Origin of the sequence: Sulfitobacter sp., from assembly GCF_036961165.1 — a bacterium.
In the GTDB taxonomy this organism is placed as follows: Bacteria; Pseudomonadota; Alphaproteobacteria; order Rhodobacterales; family Rhodobacteraceae; genus Sulfitobacter.
In genome coordinates this window covers 49,369-71,806 of the sequence record NZ_JBALVJ010000009.1, presented here as the reverse complement: position 1 = coordinate 71,806, position 22,438 = coordinate 49,369, and the positions used below count along the sequence as shown (strand labels likewise).

Annotated in this window: 24 protein-coding genes; 17 read left to right on the top strand and 7 right to left on the bottom strand. The window is 57.9% G+C overall.

The genetic code is table 11. The features are described from left to right. The first annotated feature begins 6 nt into the window (after positions 1-6). From V7730_RS06900 to V7730_RS06865, 8 genes are read left to right on the top strand one after another with little or no spacing between them, the layout of a single operon-like run. Entirely contained in the window at positions 7-879 is an 873-nt protein-coding gene (locus V7730_RS06900; RefSeq protein WP_335746861.1) for an ABC transporter permease, read from the top strand. Beyond that, on the top strand, positions 876-1,865 hold the full coding sequence (locus tag V7730_RS06895; protein ID WP_335746860.1) for an ABC transporter ATP-binding protein: 990 nt from the start codon (positions 876-878) through the stop codon (positions 1,863-1,865). The genes V7730_RS06900 and V7730_RS06895 overlap by 4 nt, the downstream gene beginning before the upstream one ends. Then, positions 1,862-2,893 (top strand): ABC transporter ATP-binding protein, encoded by a 1,032-nt coding sequence (locus V7730_RS06890; protein WP_335746859.1) that lies wholly within the window; start codon positions 1,862-1,864, stop codon positions 2,891-2,893. Before V7730_RS06895 ends, V7730_RS06890 begins: the two co-directional genes overlap by 4 nt. Then, positions 2,890-4,320 carry an ABC transporter substrate-binding protein gene (locus tag V7730_RS06885; protein ID WP_335746858.1) on the top strand — a complete coding sequence of 477 codons (1,431 nt, stop codon included), beginning with the start codon at positions 2,890-2,892 and terminating at the stop codon, positions 4,318-4,320. Before V7730_RS06890 ends, V7730_RS06885 begins: the two co-directional genes overlap by 4 nt. Before the next feature lies 1 nt (position 4,321). Then, entirely contained in the window at positions 4,322-5,767 is a 1,446-nt protein-coding gene (locus V7730_RS06880; protein WP_335746857.1) for an amidohydrolase family protein, read from the top strand. Beyond that, positions 5,764-6,423: an aspartate/glutamate racemase family protein gene (locus tag V7730_RS06875; RefSeq protein ID WP_335746856.1), complete on the top strand. Its 660-nt coding sequence runs from the start codon at positions 5,764-5,766 to the stop codon at positions 6,421-6,423. The genes V7730_RS06880 and V7730_RS06875 overlap by 4 nt, the downstream gene beginning before the upstream one ends. Before the next feature lie 8 nt (positions 6,424-6,431). Further along, positions 6,432-7,355 carry a dihydrodipicolinate synthase family protein gene (locus V7730_RS06870; RefSeq protein WP_335746855.1) on the top strand — a complete coding sequence of 308 codons (924 nt, stop codon included), beginning with the start codon at positions 6,432-6,434 and terminating at the stop codon, positions 7,353-7,355. Then, the gene (locus V7730_RS06865; RefSeq protein ID WP_335746854.1) at positions 7,355-8,125 is read left to right on the top strand and encodes an SDR family oxidoreductase; all 771 of its coding nucleotides are present in this window, start codon (positions 7,355-7,357) and stop codon (positions 8,123-8,125) included. The genes V7730_RS06870 and V7730_RS06865 overlap by 1 nt, the downstream gene beginning before the upstream one ends. Before the next feature lie 68 nt (positions 8,126-8,193). On the opposite strand, the gene V7730_RS06860 is transcribed toward V7730_RS06865, so the two are convergent. From V7730_RS06860 to V7730_RS06850, 3 genes are read right to left on the bottom strand one after another with little or no spacing between them, the layout of a single operon-like run. Next, positions 8,194-8,349 carry a hypothetical protein gene (locus tag V7730_RS06860; RefSeq protein ID WP_335746853.1) on the bottom strand — a complete coding sequence of 52 codons (156 nt, stop codon included), beginning with the start codon at positions 8,347-8,349 and terminating at the stop codon, positions 8,194-8,196. Between the two features lie 30 nt (positions 8,350-8,379). Beyond that, positions 8,380-9,891 carry a flavin monoamine oxidase family protein gene (locus tag V7730_RS06855; RefSeq protein ID WP_335746852.1) on the bottom strand — a complete coding sequence of 504 codons (1,512 nt, stop codon included), beginning with the start codon at positions 9,889-9,891 and terminating at the stop codon, positions 8,380-8,382. After that, positions 9,854-10,642 (bottom strand): carbon-nitrogen hydrolase family protein, encoded by a 789-nt coding sequence (locus V7730_RS06850; protein WP_335746851.1) that lies wholly within the window; start codon positions 10,640-10,642, stop codon positions 9,854-9,856. The genes V7730_RS06855 and V7730_RS06850 overlap by 38 nt, the downstream gene beginning before the upstream one ends. A gap of 432 nt (positions 10,643-11,074) precedes the next feature. Here V7730_RS06850 and dusA point away from each other — a divergent pair, with 432 nt between their 5' ends. The 4 genes from dusA (at position 11,075) to V7730_RS06830 (ending at position 14,131) form a co-directional block, all read left to right on the top strand. Beyond that, on the top strand, positions 11,075-12,112 hold the full coding sequence (gene dusA / locus V7730_RS06845) for a tRNA dihydrouridine(20/20a) synthase DusA (protein WP_335746850.1): 1,038 nt from the start codon (positions 11,075-11,077) through the stop codon (positions 12,110-12,112). A gap of 37 nt (positions 12,113-12,149) precedes the next feature. Then, the gene (locus tag V7730_RS06840; protein ID WP_335746849.1) at positions 12,150-12,974 is read left to right on the top strand and encodes a sulfite exporter TauE/SafE family protein; all 825 of its coding nucleotides are present in this window, start codon (positions 12,150-12,152) and stop codon (positions 12,972-12,974) included. 5 nt (positions 12,975-12,979) lie between these two features. After that, positions 12,980-13,738, top strand: coding sequence for a hypothetical protein (locus V7730_RS06835; RefSeq protein ID WP_335746848.1), 759 nt, complete (start codon positions 12,980-12,982; stop codon positions 13,736-13,738). A gap of 162 nt (positions 13,739-13,900) precedes the next feature. Further along, positions 13,901-14,131: a hypothetical protein gene (locus tag V7730_RS06830; protein ID WP_335746847.1), complete on the top strand. Its 231-nt coding sequence runs from the start codon at positions 13,901-13,903 to the stop codon at positions 14,129-14,131. A 2-nt stretch (positions 14,132-14,133) separates the two neighbouring features. Here the strand turns inward: V7730_RS06830 and V7730_RS06825 are convergent, their stop codons facing one another. Genes V7730_RS06825 through ccmI form a run of 3 tightly spaced genes read right to left on the bottom strand, consistent with a single transcriptional unit; the run spans position 14,134 to position 16,085 of the window. Then, complete coding sequence (locus V7730_RS06825; protein ID WP_335746846.1) at positions 14,134-14,370, bottom strand: DUF1289 domain-containing protein; 237 nt, start codon at positions 14,368-14,370, stop codon at positions 14,134-14,136. Positions 14,371-14,373: 3 nt separating this feature from the next. Then, the gene (gene ruvX, locus V7730_RS06820; protein WP_335746845.1) at positions 14,374-14,859 is read right to left on the bottom strand and encodes a Holliday junction resolvase RuvX; all 486 of its coding nucleotides are present in this window, start codon (positions 14,857-14,859) and stop codon (positions 14,374-14,376) included. Further along, positions 14,856-16,085 (bottom strand): c-type cytochrome biogenesis protein CcmI, encoded by a 1,230-nt coding sequence (gene ccmI / locus V7730_RS06815; RefSeq protein ID WP_335746844.1) that lies wholly within the window; start codon positions 16,083-16,085, stop codon positions 14,856-14,858. Before ccmI ends, ruvX begins: the two co-directional genes overlap by 4 nt. A gap of 237 nt (positions 16,086-16,322) precedes the next feature. Between ccmI and V7730_RS06810 the strand changes: the two genes are divergently transcribed. Next, positions 16,323-17,567 carry a sarcosine oxidase subunit beta family protein gene (locus tag V7730_RS06810; RefSeq protein ID WP_335746843.1) on the top strand — a complete coding sequence of 415 codons (1,245 nt, stop codon included), beginning with the start codon at positions 16,323-16,325 and terminating at the stop codon, positions 17,565-17,567. 5 nt (positions 17,568-17,572) lie between these two features. Here V7730_RS06810 and V7730_RS06805 read toward each other — a convergent pair whose 3' ends face one another. Next, positions 17,573-17,767 (bottom strand): hypothetical protein, encoded by a 195-nt coding sequence (locus tag V7730_RS06805; RefSeq protein WP_335746842.1) that lies wholly within the window; start codon positions 17,765-17,767, stop codon positions 17,573-17,575. A gap of 50 nt (positions 17,768-17,817) precedes the next feature. On the opposite strand from V7730_RS06805, the gene V7730_RS06800 reads away from it, so the two are divergent. The 4 genes from V7730_RS06800 (at position 17,818) to V7730_RS06785 (ending at position 22,271) form a co-directional block, all read left to right on the top strand. Then, the gene (locus tag V7730_RS06800) at positions 17,818-18,141 is read left to right on the top strand and encodes a sarcosine oxidase subunit delta (protein ID WP_335746841.1); all 324 of its coding nucleotides are present in this window, start codon (positions 17,818-17,820) and stop codon (positions 18,139-18,141) included. Between the two features lie 58 nt (positions 18,142-18,199). Further along, entirely contained in the window at positions 18,200-21,217 is a 3,018-nt protein-coding gene (locus tag V7730_RS06795) for a sarcosine oxidase subunit alpha family protein (RefSeq protein WP_335746840.1), read from the top strand. After that, positions 21,210-21,794, top strand: a complete 585-nt coding sequence (locus V7730_RS06790) for a sarcosine oxidase subunit gamma (RefSeq protein WP_335746839.1) — start codon at positions 21,210-21,212, stop codon at positions 21,792-21,794. The genes V7730_RS06795 and V7730_RS06790 overlap by 8 nt, the downstream gene beginning before the upstream one ends. A 75-nt stretch (positions 21,795-21,869) precedes the next feature. After that, on the top strand, positions 21,870-22,271 hold the full coding sequence (locus tag V7730_RS06785) for a hypothetical protein (RefSeq protein ID WP_335746838.1): 402 nt from the start codon (positions 21,870-21,872) through the stop codon (positions 22,269-22,271). The last annotated feature ends 167 nt before the right edge of the window (positions 22,272-22,438 follow it).

The following is a 22,438-nucleotide window of genomic DNA, read 5'->3' as shown; positions in this document are numbered from 1 at the left end:
GGGCACATGACTTCTTTCCTCCGTTCGGAGTTCTTCCACAACTACACGCGCAGCACATCGGCCATCATTGGCAGTGCGCTGATGGCGGTGTTTGCTTTTGCCGTCATCGCGGGGCCGTTTATGGTGTCGCAAAACCCCTATGACATTGCGTCGCTCAATCTGATGGATAGCTACAAGCCGCCTGTCTGGCTTAAGGGAGGCGATGCGCAATTTGTGCTGGGCACGGACGGGCAGGGCCGCGATGTATGGGCGTCAATCCTGTATGGCGCGCGGATTTCGGTGTTCATCGGGCTGGTGGCGATGATTGCATCTTGTACCATTGGTACGGCGTTGGGGCTGATCGCAGGATTCTATGGCGGCATAGCTGATGCGGTGATTATGCGGATCGCTGATATTCAACTCTCATTCCCGTCCATCCTGATCGCGCTATTTTTGATGTCGGCTGTGGGGACCGGCGTGGACAAGGTTCTGATTGCTTTAACTGCCGTGGGCTGGGTCGTTTACGCCCGTACTGTGCGGGGATCGACCCTGTCAGAGATCGAAAAGGAATACGTGCAGGCCGCGCGTGTCGCGGGCCTGTCCAACTCCAAAATAATTCGCAAACATGTGTTGCCCAATGTGCTGACTCCGCTGATCGTTATCGCGACAATACAGGTCGGTACCTTCGTGTTGATCGAAGCATCGCTAAGCTTTTTGGGCGTAGGCGTGCCGATCACCCAGCCATCGCTGGGGCTGCTGATCAAGAACGGGTTTGATGTCCTCTTCTCCGGCCTGTGGTGGACATCCGTTTTTCCGGGCGTGGCAATCATGATGCTGGTGTTCGGTATCAACCTGTTTGGTGATTTCCTCCGCGACGAACTGAATCCGAGGTTGAAATGACGGTGTCCGAAGCTTTGCTAGAGGTGCGCGATCTGCGCACGTATTTCCACACCTTCTCTGGCACTGTGAAGGCCGTGAACGGGGTCAGCTTTTCCGTCGGCAAAGGCGAGGTGATGGGCCTTGTCGGTGAGAGCGGCGGCGGCAAATCGGTTGTCGGGTTCTCGATCCTAGGTTTGATTGACAGTCCCGGAAAGATCGAAGGCGGGGAGATACTGCTAGATGGCGAGGATCTGGTTCAGGCCAGTGAGGCGCGGTTGCGCGCGGTACGCGGGCGCGACATTTCCATGGTCTTTCAGGACCCGATGACCTCTCTAAATCCGCTTCATACTGTTGGCCAGCAGATGGACGAAATGCTGTGCCTGCATACCGATCTGGATGCGCCGACACGCAAGCAGGCTTGTATTGATATGTTAGAGAGCGTCGGCATCAGCCGTGCGGCAGAGCGGTTAGGCGCCTATCCCCACCAGTTCTCCGGCGGGATGCGTCAGCGCGTCGTGATCGCCATTGCGATGCTCGCACGGCCACGTTTGATCATCGCGGACGAGCCCACGACAGCGCTGGATGTGACGATCCAGAGCCAGATATTGAAGCTGATGCGCGTCCAGATCGCTGAAAAGGGTGCGTCGATGATCTTGATTACCCATGATCTGGCCGTTGTGTCGGAAATGGCAGATCACATCACTGTGCTCTACTGTGGCAATGTGGTTGAGCGTGGACGCACGCGCGATCTCATCTCTGCCCCTGCGCACCCATACACACGTGGGTTGATAGACAGCATCCCCGATCCGCAGAACCGCCACGCACGGCTCAAGCAGATCCCGGGATCAGTTCCGGATATCCGCAATCTGCCTAAAGGATGCAATTTTCGTGACCGTTGCCCGCGCGCTCAAGCGCGCTGCGCAGAAGAAGAACCGGTTTTGCGTCCGCAACATGCATCGCTGTCGGCGGCGTGCCACTATCCACTTGCTCCGGGAGAAAGTGCATGACCGACGATACGCCGATGCTCGAAGTTCGCGATCTTGAAATGCACTTTGCCATCGGGGGTGGGGTGCTGGACCGCCTCAGGCTGAGCACGAAGGGAATCAAGATCGACCGGCCCGTTGTACACGCGGTCAACGGGGTTAGCTTCAAGATTGCGCGGGGCGAAATCATGGCTCTCGTTGGTGAGAGTGGCTGTGGCAAGTCTACCGTGGCTAAGACGATTGCGCGGATTTACCAGCCGACGCGCGGTGCGGTGTTGGTGGAGGGCGAAGACATAGCCAACCACGGCTTTGCCCAGATGCTGCCAGTGCGGGCGAAGATGCAGATGATTTTTCAGGATCCCTATGCCTCGCTCAACCCACGGCAGCGAGTGCGTGACATCGTGGCCGAGCCGCTGTTGGAACAGACCAAGAATGCGACTGACCGCAAAGGCGTGGCAGCAAAGACCGAAGCGCTTTTGGCGAAGGTCGGGCTGAACGCAGAGCACGCCGGCCGCTATCCGCACCAGTTCTCTGGTGGGCAAAGGCAGCGCATTGGCATTGCGCGCGCGCTTTCAGTAACGCCGGGATTGATCATCGCGGATGAGCCGGTATCGGCGCTAGATGTGTCAATTCAGGCGCAAATTCTTAATCTGATGATGGATTTGCGGGACGAATTCGGCCTGTCGTATCTGTTTATCAGTCACGATTTGTCTGTGGTGCATCATATCGCGGATAGGGTGGGGGTTATGTACCTTGGCTTTATGGTTGAAAATGCGCCGCGTGATGTCTTGTTCGCCAAGCCACGCCACCCTTACACTCGGGCGTTGCTTTCCGCTGCTCCCAGCATCAAGGAGAAGCGCGACGTTCAGGAAATTGCACTAAGCGGTGAAGTCCCGTCAGCATTGGAACTGCCTTCCGGATGTTGTTTCCGAACCCGTTGCCCCTTTGCATGGGAACGATGCGCGCGGGAACGTCCCGTGTTGAAAGACGTGGGCGACGACCAGACTGTGGCCTGCCATCTGGTCGATGAGCCGGAAAGGGACAAGATATGACGGTAATAGCACAGCCAAGGCTTGGCCTGCACGATCCACATGATTGCACGGATGCCACGGACGAACTGACGATCCTGCACGCGATCTACGACACGCTTGTGCGCCGCGTCGGACAAGATTTTGTGCCTCATTTGGCACAGCGCTGGGATGTGTCGCCTGACGCGCGCCGATGGACATTTCATTTGCAGCCTGATGTGAAGTTTCATGACGGAACACCATGCGATGCAAAGGCGGTTGCCGATTGTCTTGCGCGTATGGCGCGTGAGGATAAGGGATATACCCTTGGGGCGCCGGCAGTCTGGCGGCAGTTTCTGGGCGGTGCCCGGTTGGATGTGTTTGATGAACTGACATTGGAGCTTACACTGGTAACACCTATGGCAGATCTGCTCGACGTGTTGGAGCAGGGGTTCATCGCGGCGCCTTCGGCTTTTGCCGCGCTGGATGCAAAGGATTACACCGCGCAGGTTGGATCGGGTCCATACCGTTTGACGGGCATCACCCAAATACTGATCACAGCGGAACGGATTTCCGGCCACTTTGCCGGAACGCCTGCAAACGCTTATGTGACGTGGCAGCTGGAAACAGACGCACAAAAGCGTCTGGAGCTTCTGGAGCAGGGCAAAGTGCAGGCGGCAATGGGTCTTGATTTCGAGGCGTCAAAACGACTGGATGAGATGCGGCACGAATTTCTGTCCCCCGTTGCCATCATCTATCTGCTGAACGCTGCGCGTGGCCCCTTGGCTGACGCGCGGGTGCGCCTTGCGCTGAGCCTTGCAGTGGATCGCGAAGCGCTCATCCAGACGGTCATGCACGGTGCCGCACGGCCACTGCGCGGGTTTGTCAGCCCGAACCATTTCGGTGCGGGACAAGGGGGCGGTGCGGTGACGGACCGTGACCGTGCGGGGGCACTATTGGCAGAAGCCGGATATGCGGACGGTCTCTCGTTAAACGTTGACTGCCCGACGCGCCTGCCGGACGAGGCGGAGCGCTTGACGGCAGCCCTTGGTGACCAGTTGGCAGATGTTGGCATAACGCTGGAGGTTTTCGTTCACCCAGAGCGCGAAGAATATGCGCATATGGTCCGTCGCAAGGAAATCCGCGATCTTTGCGTGTTCGATTCCAGTCCGATGAGCACCTACCGTGTGCTGTTTGAGAAGATCGACTCCCGCGTGGCAGGCTCGTGGTGGCAGGGCTATGCCAACCCCAAGATTGAGGCGCTGATCGACGAGGGGCGTAGCACGACCAACCGCGCAGTACGGGCCGAGGTTTGGCGCACGGCATATGCACTGCTGCAAGATGATCCGGCATGGCTGACGCTGTATAATCCTTTGCGTGTGATCGGTCTGGCGGGCAATCACCCCGATTTCGAGATGCCCGCAGACGGGGTGATCGACGTGGCGCGGCTTCCTGAATTAGGCGGAGCATAAGATGCAGGCTGATACTCTTTTAACCGGCGGTACAGTCGTCACAATGGACGCACAGCGGCGTGTGATTGACGCAGGCGCAGTCGCCGTGGCGGACGGCAGAATCGTCGCCGTTGGAACGGCCCATGACCTTGAGACGCAGGTCCAAGCCGATGAAGTAACCGATTGCAGCGGACAAGTCATCATACCGGGTTTGATCGACGTCCATGCGCACGCAGGGCACGGGCTAATCAAGTCTATTGGCATGCATGGGGGCGACCGATGGGAAGACATTTGCGGCGAGGTTTATACCCAAGTTTCTCCGCCCGAGTTCTGGTACGCTGAGGCGCGTTTGGCCGCGCTGGAACGGCTGCGTTTTGGTGTGACGACGGGTGTGTCCCTGCTTGGTGGTGGCGATACGATAATGCGGACGGACGATCCCGCCTACGCAGCCGCGCATTGTCGCGGCGTTGCCGAGGTGGGGACGCGCAGCATGGTGGCTGTAGGACCCACACGCGCACCGCATCCGCGCATTTACGCCAACTGGGAAACCGGAGAGCAGCGGCAATACGACGTCGATTTCTCTCAACAAATGCAGACCTGCCGCGAGGTTGCGACGAGTTGGCACAATACGAATGCGGGCCGCATTCAGATCGCAATGCTCTATCCGGTTTTACGCGACGAGCATGAACGCGACATGACGCCTGAGGACTATGCCACGGCATGTGAGCAAGCGCGCGAAGTGCGCGCTTTTGCGCGTGATAGTGGCATGGTCTTTACTCAAGACGGACACTGGCGCGGTTCAATCCGCCGGGCAGACAAGCTTGGCCTGCTCGGGCCGGAAACGCTGTTATCTCATTGTATCGATCTTCACGAAGATGAAATCGCACTGGTTGCTGCCAGCCATACGAAGATTGCGCACAATCCATCGGCCAATGCGTCGATCATGGGGCGCTGTCCTGCGATTGAACTCATGGCGGCGGGGGCGGTTGTTGCTTTGGGGTCGGACGCCACGGCGCCGGACCGGTCAGGCGATATGTTCCGGCACATGCAACACGCGATGCATTATCACCGCACCCATTTTCGCGACGCGTCAGTGCTGCCTATCGGTCAGGCGTTGGAGATGTGTACCATCGGAGGCGCGCGTGCGCTTGGAATGGCCGATCGCATCGGTTCGGTCGAGACGGGCAAGGTGGCTGACCTGACGGTCGTCGATCTGCGCCGCGCGCATCTCTATCCGCCCAACATGCCACTGCACAGGCTGGTGTGTTTTGCCAACGGCAATGACGTCGATACAGTCATGGTCGGAGGAGAGATCGTCTTGCGCGCAGGCCGTGCGACACGAGTTAGCGAGTCTGAAATTCTCGACGACGCGAGCGCTCAGGCCGCGCAGATGATTGCGCGGATTGGCGGGCAGGATGATCTGGCATTGCCGCCGGATTTCTGGGGTATGGAAGGACAAACAACATGACAATCTACGTGGTGAATCCCAATAGCAGCCAGCACGTCACCGATGGCATCGACCGTGCCGTTGATCCGATGCGCGCGGCAAGTCTGGTGGATATTGCGGCCCGCACTTTGGCCGAAGGACCGCCCGGTATCGAAAGCCAAGCGCATTTGGATGGGGTGGTCGGACCGTTGCTGTCGCATTGTGCAGCGCTTGAGGATAGCGCCAGTGCATTCGTCATTGCCTGTTATTCTGATCCGGGGCTTGCCGCTTTGCGAGAACAGTCAGCTCGCCCCGTTATCGGCATCGCTGAGGCGTCAATTCTAACGGCGATGACGATGGGGCAACGGTTCGGCATCATTTCAATTCTGTCCAAAAGCATCCCGCGCCATATGCGCTATGTCGGCGCAATGGGCGTGATGGATAGGCTCGCGGCAGATATGCCTCTTGAGATGGGTGTGTTGGAGTTGGCGGACGAAACGCGCACCTTTGAGCGGCTTAAGGAGGTCGGCACCCATCTGCGTGATACCGCGATGGCGGATGTGCTGATCTTGGGCTGCGCTGGCATGACCGCGTTTCGCACGGATCTTGAAACCTACCTTGGTGTACCTGTGGTCGAACCCTGTCAGGCGGCTGTCGCCATGGCAATCGGCCGCGTTGCACTGCAAAAGACACGATAGGATAGAATGTGACACAACTGACAACTGGCGCGCAGGGCGTTTTCGTGATCGCGGTGACACCGTTTCACCCCGATGGCAGGATCGACATGGAAAGCTGTGACCGGATGGTTGATTTCTATCTTGAGGCAGGTGCGACCGGATTGACAGTTCTGGGTATGATGGGCGAGGCGCCCAAGCTAACGGTTGAGGAATCGCGCGACGTTGTGGCGCGCATCCTGAACCGGGTAGCGGGGCGGGTGCCAGTGGTCGTTGGCGTATCTGCGCCGGGGTTTGCGCAGATTGATGCACTTACGCGGATGGTGATGGATCTGGGTGCTGCGGGCGTGATGGTCGCCCCTCCGGGCAGCTTGCGCACCGATGACCAGATCGTGACCTACTACACACAGGTGGCCGAGCTGATCGGAGATGTGTCGTTTGTCTTGCAGGACTTCCCGCTGGCGACTGGCGTGCAGATGTCATCGGGGGTAATCGCGCGCATCGTCAACGATCTACCGACCTGTGTGTGTCTCAAACACGAAGATTGGCCCGGGCTGGAAAAGATCAGCTATCTGCGCCGCGAAGGCGTGCTGAACAAGCGCATCTCGATCCTGTGCGGCAACGGTGGCCTGTTCTTGCCAGAGGAAATGACGCGCGGAGCGGACGGCGCGATGACCGGTTTTGCCTACCCTGAAATGATGGTGACAGTGGTGGACCACCATACCCGCGGTGAGACCGAACGCGCGCGCGATCTCTTCGACGCCTATCTGCCCTTGGCGCGGTTCGAGCAACAGCCCGGCATGGGTCTTGCGATCCGCAAATACACGTTCGCCAAACGTGGGATCATTGCACATGACGCGCTGCGCAAGCCGGGGGCGGCGCTGTCAGAGGCGAGCCGCCGCGAAGTTGATCATCTGATCGCGCGACAAGAACAACGACTAAAGGAATTGAACTGATGGATCTGGAACTGAACGGAAAACGCGCTCTTGTGCTGGGTGCCAGCCGTGGCATCGGCATGGCTATTGCGAAATCACTGGCGGCCGAAGGCGCAGTTGTCTTCGCGGCTGCGCGCAGCGTCGATAAGATCGAAAGCTGGGCTGCGGGAATGGAAAATGTCCACCCCGTCAAGCTCGACCTGTCCGATATCGAAGCTGTGGATGCGGTGATCGACGGGCTGCTCGCAGAGGGCGGTGTGGACATCGTGGTTAACAACGGCGGCGGACCGCCCCCCAGTGCAGCACAAGCAACTGAACGCGCGGCATGGATTACCAACTTCGAGGCGATGGCTGCGAACCTGTTCCATCTGACAACACGCCTGTTGCCATCGATGAAGGAAAGGGGCTGGGGGCGGGTGATCACGGTCACATCCTCGGGTGTCGAACAGCCGATCCCGAACCTTGCATTGTCGAACGGTATCCGCTCGGCTGTGGTGGGGTGGTCTAAAACCCTCGCGGGGGAGGTCGCTTCAGACGGGATTACCGTGAACGTCGTGATGCCGGGACGAATTCACACGCAACGGGTAGATGAATTGGACGCAGCGGCGGCCAAGCGGACACAAAAGGACGTAACAGAATTGGCCTCACAATCGCGCGCGGCCATTCCCGTCGGCCGCTACGGCAAGCCGGAAGAGTTCGCTGACGTGGTGACGTTCCTTGCATCTGCTCGGGCAGGCTACGTCACGGGTTCACGCATCCGCATCGACGGCGGCGCGATCAAGTCAATCTGATCGTAGATGTTTGAGCTGGCGCAGCAAACACCCATGCTGCGCCAGCCGACCCTATTTCCTTCTAAAAACTAGTTCAGCAAGGTCAGCGGCCCATATTCCTCATATGCATCACGGGGGGATGGGTTGTCTGGGTGGGACGCGCCGCCGAAATGGTTGATGATGCCAGACACCGCGTTCAACGAAGTCTGAACAGCCCCTTCGACCCAAGCTGGGGTCCAGCTCACTCCATCTCCGGCGACGAAAATGCCCTGCTGCTATGGAGGCATGTTTTGCTGCATGAAATGGCCAAACATCCGGTGATTATAGCGGTAATGTCCGGGCAGCGCCCCTTTGAAGGCGCCAAGGAAGTTCTCATCGGCTTCCCAACTCACGGTGATTGGGTCCCCTAAAATGTGGCTTCTGATGTCCAATGTCGGGTAGATTTTGTTCAATGCCGATAGCGCCAGTTCCACGCGCTTGCCAGTCGGCAGCGGAAGAACCTTGAGCGCATCCGTCATCCACGAATAGCTGAGGCAAATCACCGAAGGTTTGTCTGGCCCGTTGTCGAACAAATAGGTGCCGCGCGTCATGCGGTCGGTCAATGTCATCGACATGATATCCCGTCCGGTATCAGGGTCTTTGTCCTTCCAGAACGGGCGATCGACCATCACGAATGTTTTGGCCGATTGCATATAGCGCGTGCGGTCCAGTGCCATCCACAGATCTTGCGAAAACAGCGACTCTTCGGTGTCTATTTGAGTGGACAAAAGGTGGCTTTGACAGGTGACAAGAACGGCTTCGAAATCTTCTGCGCGGCCCCATTTGTCTGTGACTTCGATTGTTGTCTCCGACTGACGACGAATGCGCGCAGCACCACTGCGTGTAGCACCGCCATTGAGACTTGCCAGACAGGTGCCGGCGGGCCAATGGGCCAACTTGTCAGGGCGATGGGTCCAAAGACTGCGGGGCACCTGTTCAACGCCTCCCACGATGTAGCGCTGGTGATCGTCGCACTCTGTGACATTGACCCGGAGAATTTCCAGCATTGAATTGGGGAAATCTGAATCCCATCCGCCAGTCCCAAACCCGACCTGTCCAAAAACCTCGCGGTGATGGAACGAGAGTTTTTGAAAGGCATCCGACGAGGCAACAAAATCATAAAAAGTCCGTTCGTCCCATGCCTCAACCAGCGGATCCCAAATTTCCTTGATGCGGGGAATGTCTCGGTCACGAATGGCTTGTTTGAGTGCGGTAAAATTAGCACCCTCTTCCAAGGCCGCGTCATAGGCTTGTGCCACTTCGGCAAAAAGCGGCGGCAGGTCCGCTAGGGTTTTCGCGTAATGCGTCTCACCTAACAGATCGATCACGGTAGAGCCCGCAGCAGGAGTGAGCGGATTGGGGAAGGGTGCGCTTTCCAGCCCCAGCAAGTTAACATAGTGATAGAAACCCGTCGAAGAGACCGGAAAGCGCATGCCGCCCAGCTCCGCGATGACACCGTCTACACCCTCAAACGGTTGCGAACGGAGCCTGCCGCCAAACTGACTGGATTCAAACAAGATGGGGCGCAGGCCCAGCTTCATCAATTCATATCCGGCAATCACACCTGCCGCGCCCGAACCAATGATAGCTACTTTTGCGCCCAAGGCGCTCTCTGGCAAAGACCCAAGCCCTGAGGGGTGGCTGATCCAGTCGTCATAGGCAAAGGGGAAATCTGGGCCAAAAACAGTTACAGGGTTACAGTTACAGGGTTCATGTCGGCTTTCCGTATAGGCTGGGTCTGCGGTCACGCAGGTGGGATTGTTGTCGTCGGGAGGCCTGCAAAGTGTCGCGGGTTAAAGTCGCGTAGAACAGGCCGGTACTGTTTTTGTCTGCGCGGACTAGATCATCCCCATCAGGGCCGCAAATGCAGGATAAGCCGTTGTAATCGAAAGCGCCTTCCGTCCCCAGATAGTTGCAATAGGCAACATAAACGGCGTTTTCTTCAGCGCGTGCAGGGACGATGCGTGTTGCAACGCTGTCGAAAGGTTCCATGTTCGCGGTGGGCGTGACGATAAGGTCAGCTCCTCGCAAGGCGAGGTCGCGCGCAACTTCTGGAAATTCAATATCGTAGCAAATCGCAAGGCCGATCCGCCAACCACCCAGATCAAACACAGGCGATAAGGTCTCGCCTGCAGAGAATTGCGCGTGGTCCACATCGCCGAACAGATGGGTTTTGTGATAGAGCGCGCGCTCAACGCCTGTTTTATCTATGGTGATGCAGGTGTTGAAGGGCAGGCCGGTGTTGGGTGTGGGCAATCCGACAACCAAGGCGATTTGATGCGTTGTGGCAAGATCGCAAAGTTCTTTATGCACAGCGTCATAGATATCGGCGTTTTTAGAAACAGTTGCAGCCCCGATGTTATATCCACCGATGAACATTTCAGGGGAGACAAACAGGTCAGCAGAAGCGGCAGCCGCCTCGGCAACAACCGCAGCAAGACGCGTTAGACAGGCTTCTACATCGCTATCGGGAGCCGTTTGCCAGAGGGCAGTTTTCATGTTTGTTCAGACCTCTCAGCAATCAACATATGCGGCACATTATAGATTGATGTCTGTGCCTTAAGTAGGGGCAATTCCGATGTTTTTCTGGATGTTTAAATAGCCGGTCAACCTTCAGGATACCAGCCTTTGAGCGACAGTGCTTGGGCCGTTTGCTAATGCCGTCGGTATCCTTGTCCTCAAGTCGTGCTTTCTGCCACCCCTTTGGCGCCACTCTAACATTTTTTAGCAACAAATGAGTTTGGTAGCGATGGCGTTGAATGTACTGCGTAGAATTGACGGCAATCCGCGTCTTGCTTAGGTGCACTTCGAAGGCCGCACATCTTTGGTTGAAAATTGCTACACAGCAGTCTTATTGCTACATCGTGCAGTAATTGTTTGGAAACACTGTCTGAAAAGACCAAAATGGCGCAAATGAAAAACGGAGCTCACATGAAAACTTCAAAAAAATCAAATGTTTCTGAGGTTCGCCGGTCTGCCCGTCTAAGCGTTGCGCCGATGATGGATTGGACGGACAGACATTGCCGATACATGCACCGTTTGATGAGCTCTCATGCGCTGCTTTATACCGAGATGGTGACTTCGCCTGCTTTGGTGCGGGGACATGCTCTGCATTTATTGGACCATCACCCTTCCGAACATCCTGTGGCGCTGCAATTAGGCGGCTCTGATCCTGATGAACTGGCCGAGGCAACGCGGTTGGGTGCTCAGGCGGGCTATGACGAGATTAATCTAAATGTCGGGTGTCCGTCTGACAGGGTGCAGTCGGGGGCTTTCGGCGCTGTGTTGATGAAAGACGCAGCCTTGGTCGCGCGCTGTGTTACGGCTATGCGGCGGGCCGTGGATGTGGAGGTGACAGTGAAATGCCGCCTTGGTGTGGACGATCAGGACCCAGAAGAAGTCCTGCCAGAGTTCCTCAGCCGGATGGTCGGCGCGGGAATAGAGCGGCTGACCGTGCATGCGCGCAAGGCTTGGTTGGACGGGTTGAGCCCGAAGGAGAACCGCGACATCCCGCCGCTGGACTACCCGTTGGTTCACCGGATGAAAGAGCTGTTCCCGAACTTGCATATCTCGCTCAATGGCGGGGTCACATCGTTGGACGCGGCCGAGGCGGCTTTGGACGGTGGGATGGACGGTGTGATGATAGGCCGCGCGGCCTATCATCAGCCCAGTGACATCCTGTGTCAGGCTGACCGACGGATCTTTGGCAAGGGTGAGGACACGACCCCCGAAGCAATCGTCGAGGCGATGCTCCCTTATATTGAGGCGCATCTGGACGCCGGCGGCAAGCTGTCGCAGGTCACGCGGCATATGTTGGGGCTGTTTGCGGGCAGGCCGGGTGCGCGCATTTGGCGGCGCGTGCTGTCAGAGGGCGCGCACCGCTCAGGTGCTGGCACCGCTCTGGTATCCGAGGCGCTGGCACAAACAATGGATCAAAGTGTTCTGGCAAGCCAGTCGCGTGCGGTGTAGCAACGAGACAAACCACTAGACCGCGCAGGAGACCAAAATGCCCGATACGATGTTGTTAATCCAGATGGCTGTGTTGCTGCTGGTAATTGGGGCCTTTGCCGGCGTGCTGGCAGGATTGCTGGGCGTGGGCGGTGGCATTGTTCTGGTACCGGCGTTTTTCTATGCTTTCCAAACCCTTGGATATGGCGGCGATCAGCTGATGCAGCTGTGTCTGGCGACCTCCCTGGCGACGATCATCGTCACCTCTGTGCGCTCTGTCTTGTCGCACAACAAAAAGGGGGCGGTCGATTGGGATATCCTGCGCAGTTGGGCCCCGGGCATTGTGATTGGTGCTGTGATTGGCATGTTCGCGGTCGCGGGGCTGCGCTCTTCCACGTTGCAGGCAATCTTTGGCGTGCTGGCGTTGATCGTCGGGCTCTACATGGGCTTTGGTCGGGCCGAATGGCGACTAGGGCAAGCGATGCCTCGCGGGATCGCCCGTGCAACATTGTCACCAAGCGTCGGGTTCCTGTCAGTACTCATGGGCATTGGCGGCGGTAGCTTTGGTGTGCCGTTGATGAGCCTTTATAACACGCCCATCCACCGCGCTGTAGCAACTGCGGCAGGCTTTGGCGTGCTGATAGCGGTGCCTTCCGTGATCGGTTTTCTGTTTGTAGAAATTGATCCGGCAACGCGTCCGCCCTTCACGATTGGCGCGGTTAATCTGGTGGCGTTTGTGCTGGTTATCGCAATGACGCTGATCACTGCCCCGATGGGCGCGCGGTTGGCCCACGCGATGGACCCCAAACCGCTAAAGCGGGTATTTGCAATATTTCTGGTGCTGGTTGCGCTTAACATGCTGCGCAAGGCCATGATGGGGTGAGTGGGATGCGCGAGATCGGGCCGGACGGATTTCGCGTCTTCGAGCACGATGCGCGCACGGCGCGTTGGGCACAGGCCGCACTTGAAAGCGCACGCGAAACTGTTGCGCAAGAGGCGCTGCACGGCCCCGAAAACTTGCGGCATGGCAAGACGTGGTTTGTCGGTGTGGATGCATTGCCAAACGATGCTGATGGTTGCATCAAGGGCGTTCCCCTAGAAGGGCCATGGCAAGACTACGTGCCGCAACTGCCCCTGAATCCAGCACAGCTTTCCGTTATTTATCAGGGCTATCCGCAACAAGACCCGCAGGAAAGCGATGCAAGCCACCGCTTTCGCCGCGACCGTTCGGCGGCTCATGTGGACGGTCTGCTGCCCATCGGCCCGGAACGGCGCCGCTTTGCCCGCGAATTTCACGCTTACATTCTGTCTCTGCCGCTCAATGATGTGGCGGCCTCACCCACGGTGGTCTGGCCCCAAAGTCAGCAGATCATGCAACACGCCCTACGCGTGGCTTTTGGGGGGCGGGCGCCTTCAGACGTGGACATCACCCAAGCTTACACCGCAGCGCGCAAGCGGGTATTTGAAGAATGTAGTCCCGTCCCGCTGACCCTGCACCCGGGTCAAAGCGCGTTGCTGCATCCCTTTATACTTCACGGTACGCAGGCTTGGGGACCTGAAACCGATACTACGGGCGAAGGGCGCATGATTGCCTTCTTCCGCCCCGAATGTGCGGGCGGTGCGCCTGAGTGGTTGGCGACGCCGTGATGGATATCTAGGCGTAACTTAGTGCTGCGGCGCAGATGTCACTGTTTCACATCAGCAAATAATTAACTCTTAATTGCCATATTGTAGCCAAACGTGAATGGGATGTATGTTTTCATCAAGTGCCCCCATTCAAGAGGGGCCTAACAGAGCAAGGGGCAGGGAATGAAACAGATCATCACAGGACCATTAGGGCTTGTCGCGTACCACGACGCGTCGAAAAACGGCGCGGGCCAGTATCCGGCGCTGAATTTGCCCAATCGTGACTTTGCCCGCGGCGATCTGTTGATTGCTGCAAATGAACCCCATGCGCCCAATGTAGTTAGCCTACCGCGCCAGACACGTAGCAGAGCGGCTCTTGCTATGTTCGGCAAACCGGAAAAACGCGAAAACTGATCTTAGCAGTCGCGCGCAAGCCGCGCGGCCCTGCCGCCACGCCGTTTGGTGAATGCACTGGCACGCGATGGAAGTTCTGCCATCACGGCGCGCCGCGCCTCCGCTGTCATCCGTGACCATGCCCCGATTTCGTCGATCGACCGTAGACAGCCGGTACACAGACGGCTTTCCGGATGCACCACACATATCTTGATGCAGGGGCTTTCGACCTCGGCGCGTTTCCAGATTTTATCACTCATGGCTCACGTCTCCGATTTGGCACGCAACACGCGCAGCCGGTCCAGCACTCCTTGCAGGATATAGCTTGCTGCCACGTGATCGATCACCTCTGCGCGACGCTTGCGTGACGTATCCGCCTCTAGCAGCGCGCGTTCGGCCGCGACGGTGGACAAACGTTCGTCCCAATAGCCGATGGGCAAGGCAGGATGCAGCCGGTCAAAGTTACGCGCAAAGGCGCGGGTAGACTGGCAGCGTGGCCCTTCAGAGCCGTCCATGTTAAAAGGCAACCCAAGGATTAGCCCGCCAATACCGCGCCCTTCAATGATCTCACCCAGTCGTGCGGCATCCATTCCGAATTTCTTGCGCTTGACGGTCTCAAGGGGGGTGGCTACAGACAGAAAGCTGTCAGTAACCGCAACGCCGACGGTTTTTTCGCCCAGATCCAACCCAATGAGGGCGCGCATCGCAGGCACAGCGGCGGCGAAATCTTCAATATTCTCGTAAATCAATCGATCACTCCCGCCCTGCGGCCAGCAGCGTTGATCAGCTCCAGTGCGTCCTTGTCATCGGCAAAGACGTCAACGGCGTTGGCGTGGATTGCCGCCGCGCGCTGGCTTTCGCCCAACACGCCGAGCGAAGAAATCAGACGCGCCCAATCTGTGGCCGGGCCACCATCAGTCGCAAGCCGCTCTGACAGGCCTTCGACCATGCTGCCGATCATTTCCATCCGCTCTGCGGGTGTCATGTCTTGCGCATTGGCAACATCTGCTGCTGTTGGGCCGCGTTCCGTGCTGCCTCCGATGGCGGGAATAGAGTAGCTCACGCCAGCCAGCCGCGCCAATTCTTCAATTTGCCCCAGAATGGGCGGGATCCATGCCGCGTCTTCTGGGCCCGCACGCAACAGGCTATCCCATATGCGAAAGGCCTGATCAGGCCTGCCTGTCTGCGCCAGCATCAAACCAAGGTAATACCGCGCAGCGCCATTCTGCGAATCTTTGTTCAAGGCAGCACGCAAACTCATTTCGGCCTCGGGAGAGACATAGCCACCGGCGGCGACCACCTGCATTTCACCCAAATCAGCCAAGTCCTGCGCTGTCACATCGCCTCCCTTGAGGGTCAGCGCTCGCTGCTGCGCCTCTTTGGCAGCGATGTAGTTACCGATGCGGCGCTCTTGTTGGGCCAACAGGACATGGCCCTGAACATCGTCTTTGCGCTGGGCCACGGTGTTGCGCAATTGGGTCAGCAACTCCTGATAGCGCGGGTCGATATCGATCGGCTCCACAAATGGCGGCAGCGACGCCTCAGCCACTTCTTGTTTGGGACGGTTCAAGCGGACCTCTTCAGCGAAAGCGATCCGGTCCTTTAACGCCATATCGCCGTAACCGGGCGCGCCGAGCCACAAATAGCTCAAGACGCTGCCCAAGACCGCCACACCAATAACGGCAAGCGCGACAAACGCCGGCGCGCGCGCTGATGTTGCCTGCTCGGCGCTTTGGGCTTTGTCGGCAGCGATCAGGCGGCGGGCGATTTCAGCATGCACACGTTCTGCATCAGCCTTTGCAACGACGCCACGCGCGACATCGCGATCAACCTCGTCCAGTTGCGCACGGTAGACGGCAACGTCCGAGGCCGCGCGCGATTCAACTTCTCGCTTTGTGCCTTTTAACACCGCGCGGATCAAAATGGCGGCCACCATCAAAGTGATTGCAGTGGCGACGACCCAGAAACTAAGCATTGATATAGAAACTCCCGTGACTACCTTCACATAGTACGCGCAGCCTTAACACAAAAGAGGTCAATTCCCCCCGCGACGAATAGACCGCCCCCTGCACAGCACTCCTTGCGGCCTATGTCGCAAAATTGATAAAGAGTGCCGCGCGGAGTATCCTCTTTTCTGACCACTCCCCCATGAAGAACCTAGCAGGGCGCGTCAGGCCCGAATCCACACTTTTCTGCCTCAGGGACACCAGCGATGAAAAAATACTCCGTATTTGCCGTGGCGCGCGAAGCGATGCGCCATCACACCGGTTGGACCCGTGCGTGGCGCGATGCCGCTCCGAAAAAGCATTATGATGCCATCATCATCGGGGCAGGGGGCCACGGCCTTGCGACGGCGTATTATCTGGGCAAGAACTTCGGCATCACCAATGTAGCGATCCTTGAAAAGGGCTGGTTGGGCGGCGGCAACACGGGCCGGAACACAACCATCATCCGATCCAACTATTTGCAGGATCCATCGGCTGCGATCTACGAAAAATCCCGCAGCCTCTATGAGACCATGTCGCAAGATCTCAACTATAATGTGATGTTTTCCCCGCGCGGGGTGATCATGCTTGCACAAACCGAACATGAGGTGCGTGGTTACCAACGCACGGCGCATGCCAACATGCTGCAAGGAGTTAAGACCGAATTCATTAGCCCCGAGAAGGTCAAAAAGTTGGTGCCTATCATCAACCTTGATGGTCCGCGCTATCCTGTGTTGGGTGGTCTTTGGCAAGCTCGTGGCGGCACCGCGCGCCATGACGCTGTTGCGTGGGGTTATGCACGCGCATGCTCTGATATGGGCATGGACGTGATCCAACGATGCGAAGTGACGGGCATCCGCTCTGAGGGCGGCAAGGTTGTGGGCGTCAGAACCAATCGTGGCGATATCGGCTGTAACAAGCTGGGCATGGTAGTAGCCGGCCACTCGGGTCATTTGGCCGAAATGGCGGGCTTCCGTCTGCCCATCGAATCTGTTGCGCTTCAGGCGCTGGTGTCCGAACCGATCAAGCCCTGCATGGATGTGGTCGTCATGGCGAACACCGTGCACGGCTACATGAGCCAGTCTGACAAGGGCGAGATGGTCATTGGCGGCGGCACGGACGGCTACAACAACTACACCCAGCGCGGGTCCTTCCACCACATCGAAGAAACCGTGCGCGCACTGATCGAGACGTTCCCGATGGTATCGCGTCTCAAAATGCTGCGTCAGTGGGGCGGTATCGTGGATGTGACCGGCGACCGCTCGCCGATCCTGTCAAAAACACCTGTGGATGGCATCTTTATCAACTGCGGCTGGGGAACGGGTGGCTTCAAAGCTATCCCCGGATCAGGCTGGGCCATGGCCGAGCTGATGGCCAAAGGCCGCTCATCACTTACCGATGCATTCGGAATGGAGCGTTTCAGCGAAGGGCGTTTCATCGACGAAAGTGTCGCAGCAGGGGTGGCACACTGATGATATCAGCGATCAAATCCACTGCGGCGGTGAAACGTCACATCCTCAGCATGCACGCGCGCGGCAAGGATATGCCCGTCTTCGTGCGGCTGCAATTTCAGGTCATGCTCCAGCAAAGTGCGCTTCTTACGCCACTCGTAAATTGCAACAGCCAGACCCGCGACAAATACGGCAAGGATCAGAACAAAAAATATTTCCATGTCGGTAACTTCGCATCAAATGCTACAATTTTCAAGTTTGGAGCCCGTCCATGCTGATCGTATCCTGCCCCTGCTGCGGTGTGACCGCCGAGGAAACCGAATTTCACGCCCATGGCGAGGCGCATATCACCCGCCACAGCATCGGTGCCTCTGATGATCAGGTTGAGACCTATCTGTTCATGCGCAAAAACCCCAAGGGTGTGCATTTTGAACGCTGGCGTCACCAAAACGGCTGTGGCAAGTGGTTCCATATGGCCCGAGATACCATGACGCTTGAGGTCTTCGGCACCTATAGCGCCCAGACCTATGCGCCGCCCGAAGAGCTGCTGGCGAAAATTGACGCGAAACGCCCCGGCTGGCGGGCTGCGTCGTGATGCACCGCCCAGTTTTCTCTACTCATCCGCACTTCCAACCCGCGATGGAGCCTACAACATGAGCACCCGTCTCGCCACAGGCGGCCGCCTGTTGAACAAGTCAAAAGCCGTCAGTTTCCGGTTTAACGGCAAACATATGACCGGTTTCGAAGGCGATACACTTGCCTCCGCCCTGCTGGCCAATGACCAGATGCTAGTGGGTCGTTCGTTCAAATATCACCGCCCGCGCGGGATCGTGGCCGCTGGCCCGGAAGAGCCTAACGGCCTTGTGAACCTTGGCGAAGGCAGCTCTTTCGAGCCCAACGCCCGCGTCACCACAACCGAGCTGTTCGACGGTCTGCGCGCCGAAAGCCAAAACCACTGGCCCAGCCTTGAGTTCGACGTAGGCGGGATCAACAAACACCTTGGACGCTTTTTGCCGGCGGGCTTTTATTACAAGATGTTCATCCACCCGCGTCCCCTGTGGAAGCACGTGTATGAGCCAATCATCCGCCATTCGGCAGGTCTGGGCCGTGCGCCCAAAGAGCGCGATCAGGACACCTACGAGCATTTCTATGCATTCTGCGATGTGCTGGTTGTCGGTGGTGGTGTAGCCGGGCTTGAAGCTGCACGTGTAGCCGCTCTTTCTGGTGCGCGCGTCATCGTGATGGAGCAGAACGCCCATTGGGGTGGCCGCACGCCTATAGACGGCGGAGAGATCAACGATGCCCCCGCACAGGCGTGGATTGACGCCACCGTGGCCGAGCTGGAGGGGATGGCGAACGTCACCCTGCGCACACGGACCATGGGCGCAGGCGTCTATGATCACGGCTATGTGCTGGGCTATGAGCGCCTGACCGATCACGCGCCTGAGGTTTCCGGCCCCCGTCACCGCCTGTGGCGCTTGCGGGCAGGCCATATCATCACCGCAACCGGCGCGATCGAGCGTCCCCTCAGCTTTGCAGGTAACGATATCCCGGGCGTGATGCTGGCGGCTTCGGTGCGTGATTATGTGGTGAACTTCGGTGTTTCGGTTGGTGACCGCACCGTGGTTGTGACCAACAACGATGACGCCTACCTGACCGCTTTCGCGCTGAAACACGCAGGGCTGGACGTGCCTGCCATTCTGGACGCACGGGTGCTGCCGCAAGACAGCGATGTGATGGTGCAGGCCAAGGCCTTGGGCATTCGTGTGCTGATGGGGCAGGGTATCTCTTCGGTCAAAGGCGGCAAACGGGTTACTGGCGTGGCAATTTGCGCACAGGCTGGTGAGGGGGCTGTTCTGGAAGAGATCACCTGTGATGCGGTCGCCATGTCTGGCGGTTGGTCTCCGGTGGTGCACCTGTGGTCCCACTGTGGCGGTAAGCTCAAATGGGACACGGCCAACGCGTGCTTTAGCCCTGATCCAGATAATGCCCCGCAAGGCGCCGACGGGGGGCAGTTCGTCTCTACCGCCGGTGCCGCGTCTGGCCTGTTCCAGATGGACGACATGCTGAATGATGCATTCGCTGCGGCCGATGGCACGCTGCGCTGCCTGGGCAGAAAGCTGCCCCGTGACGCAAAGGCCAGCAAGGGCGCGCCGCGCTCCGAAGCGCCGATGGCGCCGGTCTGGCTGATGCCGCAGGGCGCAAGCGTCAAACTGCGTGAGAAAGCATGGCTGGATTACCAGAACGACGTCAAAGTTTCCGACGTGCGGCTGGCCGCGCAAGAGGGCTTTGTTTCGGTCGAGCATGCCAAGCGGTACACCACTTTGGGCATGGCGACTGATCAAGGTAAGTTGAGCAATATCAATGGCATGGCGACCTTAGCTGGTGCATTGAATGAAGATATCCCGTCGGTTGGGACCACCACATTCCGTCCGCCGTATCACCCTGTCTCGATGGCTGCTTTGGGCGGTGAGGCGCGCGATGCGACCTTCCAACCGATCCGCCGCACACCGATGCATGACTGGCATGAAGCCAACGGCGCGCAGTGGGAACCGGTGGGCCAATGGCGCCGCCCCTACGCGTACCTTCAGGGCAGTGAGAGCACCCATGACGCAGTGATGCGCGAAGTAACCAACACCCGTGAAAAGATGGGCCTATTGGATGCCTCCACGCTCGGCAAGCTGATCGTCAAAGGGCCGGACGCGGGTGAGTTCCTCGACATGCTCTACACCAACATGATGAGCACCCTGAAGCCAGGCAAATGCCGCTATGGTCTGATGTGTAACGACAACGGCTTCTTGATCGACGATGGCGTTGTCGCCCGCATCGACGAAGACACTTGGCTGTGCCACACCACCACCGGCGGTGCAGAACGCATCCATGCCCACATGGAAGAGTGGCTGCAAACCGAATGGTGGGACTGGAAAGTCTTTGTTGCCAACGTGACCGAGCAATATGCCCAGATCGCCGTGGTTGGTCCGAATGCCCGCAAGGCATTGGAAAAACTTGGTGGCATGGATGTCTCGGCAGAGGCTTTGGGCTTTATGGAGTGGGCGGACGGTGTGATCGGTGGCTTCAATGTCCGCGTCTACCGCATCTCATTCTCGGGTGAGCTATCGTATGAGATTGCCGTTGATGCAAGCCACGGACAGGCGTTCTGGGACGCGCTGCTGGCCGTCGGGGCCGAATTGGGCGTGATGCCTTACGGTACTGAATGCCTGCACATCCTGCGTGCCGAAAAGGGCTTTATCATGATCGGGGATGAATCGGATGGCACCGTGATCCCACAGGACCTTAATTTGCATTGGGCACTGTCCAAGAAGAAAGAGGACTATCTGGGCAAGCGTGCGCATCTGCGCTCTCACATGGCTGATCCGAACCGCTGGAAGTTGGTCGGGCTGGAAACCACAGACGGCGCTGTGCTGCCTGATGGGGCCTATGCCGTGGGCGAGGGCGTGAACGAGAACGGCCAGCGCAACATGATCGGTCGCGTGACCTCCAGCTACCACTCGCCCACTTTGGGCAGGGGCATTGCAATGGGGCTGGTCCATCACGGACCCGACCGCATGGGCGAAGTGCTGGAGTTCCCCGGCACTGATGGCAAAACTTACAAAGCGCGGATCGTCGATCCGGTGTTCTATGATAAAGCAGGGGAGAAGCAGAATGTCTGAGCCGGTATCCGCTTTGAAGAACGCCGTATACAGCGATGGAATCGCTCAGATTTCTGAGATGGGGGCGGTCGGCATGATCACCCTGCGCGGGGATCTGGCCGCCAAGCCGTTGCAGAAAGCCGCCATCGCTGCTGCGGGTGTGAACATGCCCGAGCAACGCCAATGCCTGACCGAAGGCACCGGCGGTATGGCGTGGATGTCAACCGACGAGCTGTTGATCATGTGCGCCTATGCAGATGCCACGGCTATGCTGGCCGACCTGCAAGAAAAGCTGGCAGGCAGCCATACGCTTTCGGTCAATGTGTCAGACGCCCGCGCGGTGTTCGAAGTCCGCGGCCCACATGCCCGCGAAGTGATGGCCAAGCTGGCACCAGTTGATTTGTCGCCCGCCGCCTTCACCCCCGGCATGTTCCGCCGTACGCGTATGGCGCAGGTTCCGGCAGCCTTCTGGATGCCGGAAGAAGACGTGTTCCACGTTGTCTGTTTCCGGTCGGTCGCGCAGTACGTTTTTGACCTGCTCAGCATTGCGGCACAGCCGGGTTCTAAAGTTGATGTGAATTGGAGCCGCGCGGAGTGATTTGCGCGACTTCACCTTTGGATTGCAGTCGGGGAGCGCGCATGCGATAGTTGGACGCCCTAATGTGTGATCGTTATGAAATATCTATTTCTAAGCGCAATATTAACGCTGTCTCCATTTGCCTCCGTGGCAGAGTCCTACGACTGTACAACGACAGATTTCGGTTTTGGCGGTTTCGTTGTGTCCCGCATCATCTTGGCCTTTGATGCCGAGGCCACTGTAGGATTCGCATACGATGCGTTTATCAATGAGGTCCACAAAGCTTCAATACCTGTAAAATTTAAGAAGTGGTCCGATAATCGGTACCAGTTCAATTGGACGCTGAAGGGTGTCAAATCCAGTAACGTTGGAACATCGACTCTTAGCTACAAGGTCACGCTGCGTCCCCAAAGTGGGACTTTCACACTCAGTGGGGTCTATCATGGCTATGACAACCCGATCAGCGGTGCTGGGACCTGCAAGCTTATTAAAAAATGAATTTGGAGAATACTGTTTTGAAACTGAAGCTTCTTGCTGCAACTTTTGCTGCTCTACTTAGCTCACCCGCGATGGCGTGGTTTTTGACGAAATAGTCTCCTAAATTGCTGGGTTCGGGGCTGAGCTCTGCGGAATATGGCCGAGACAGGCAAACTATGCGTCTTTGG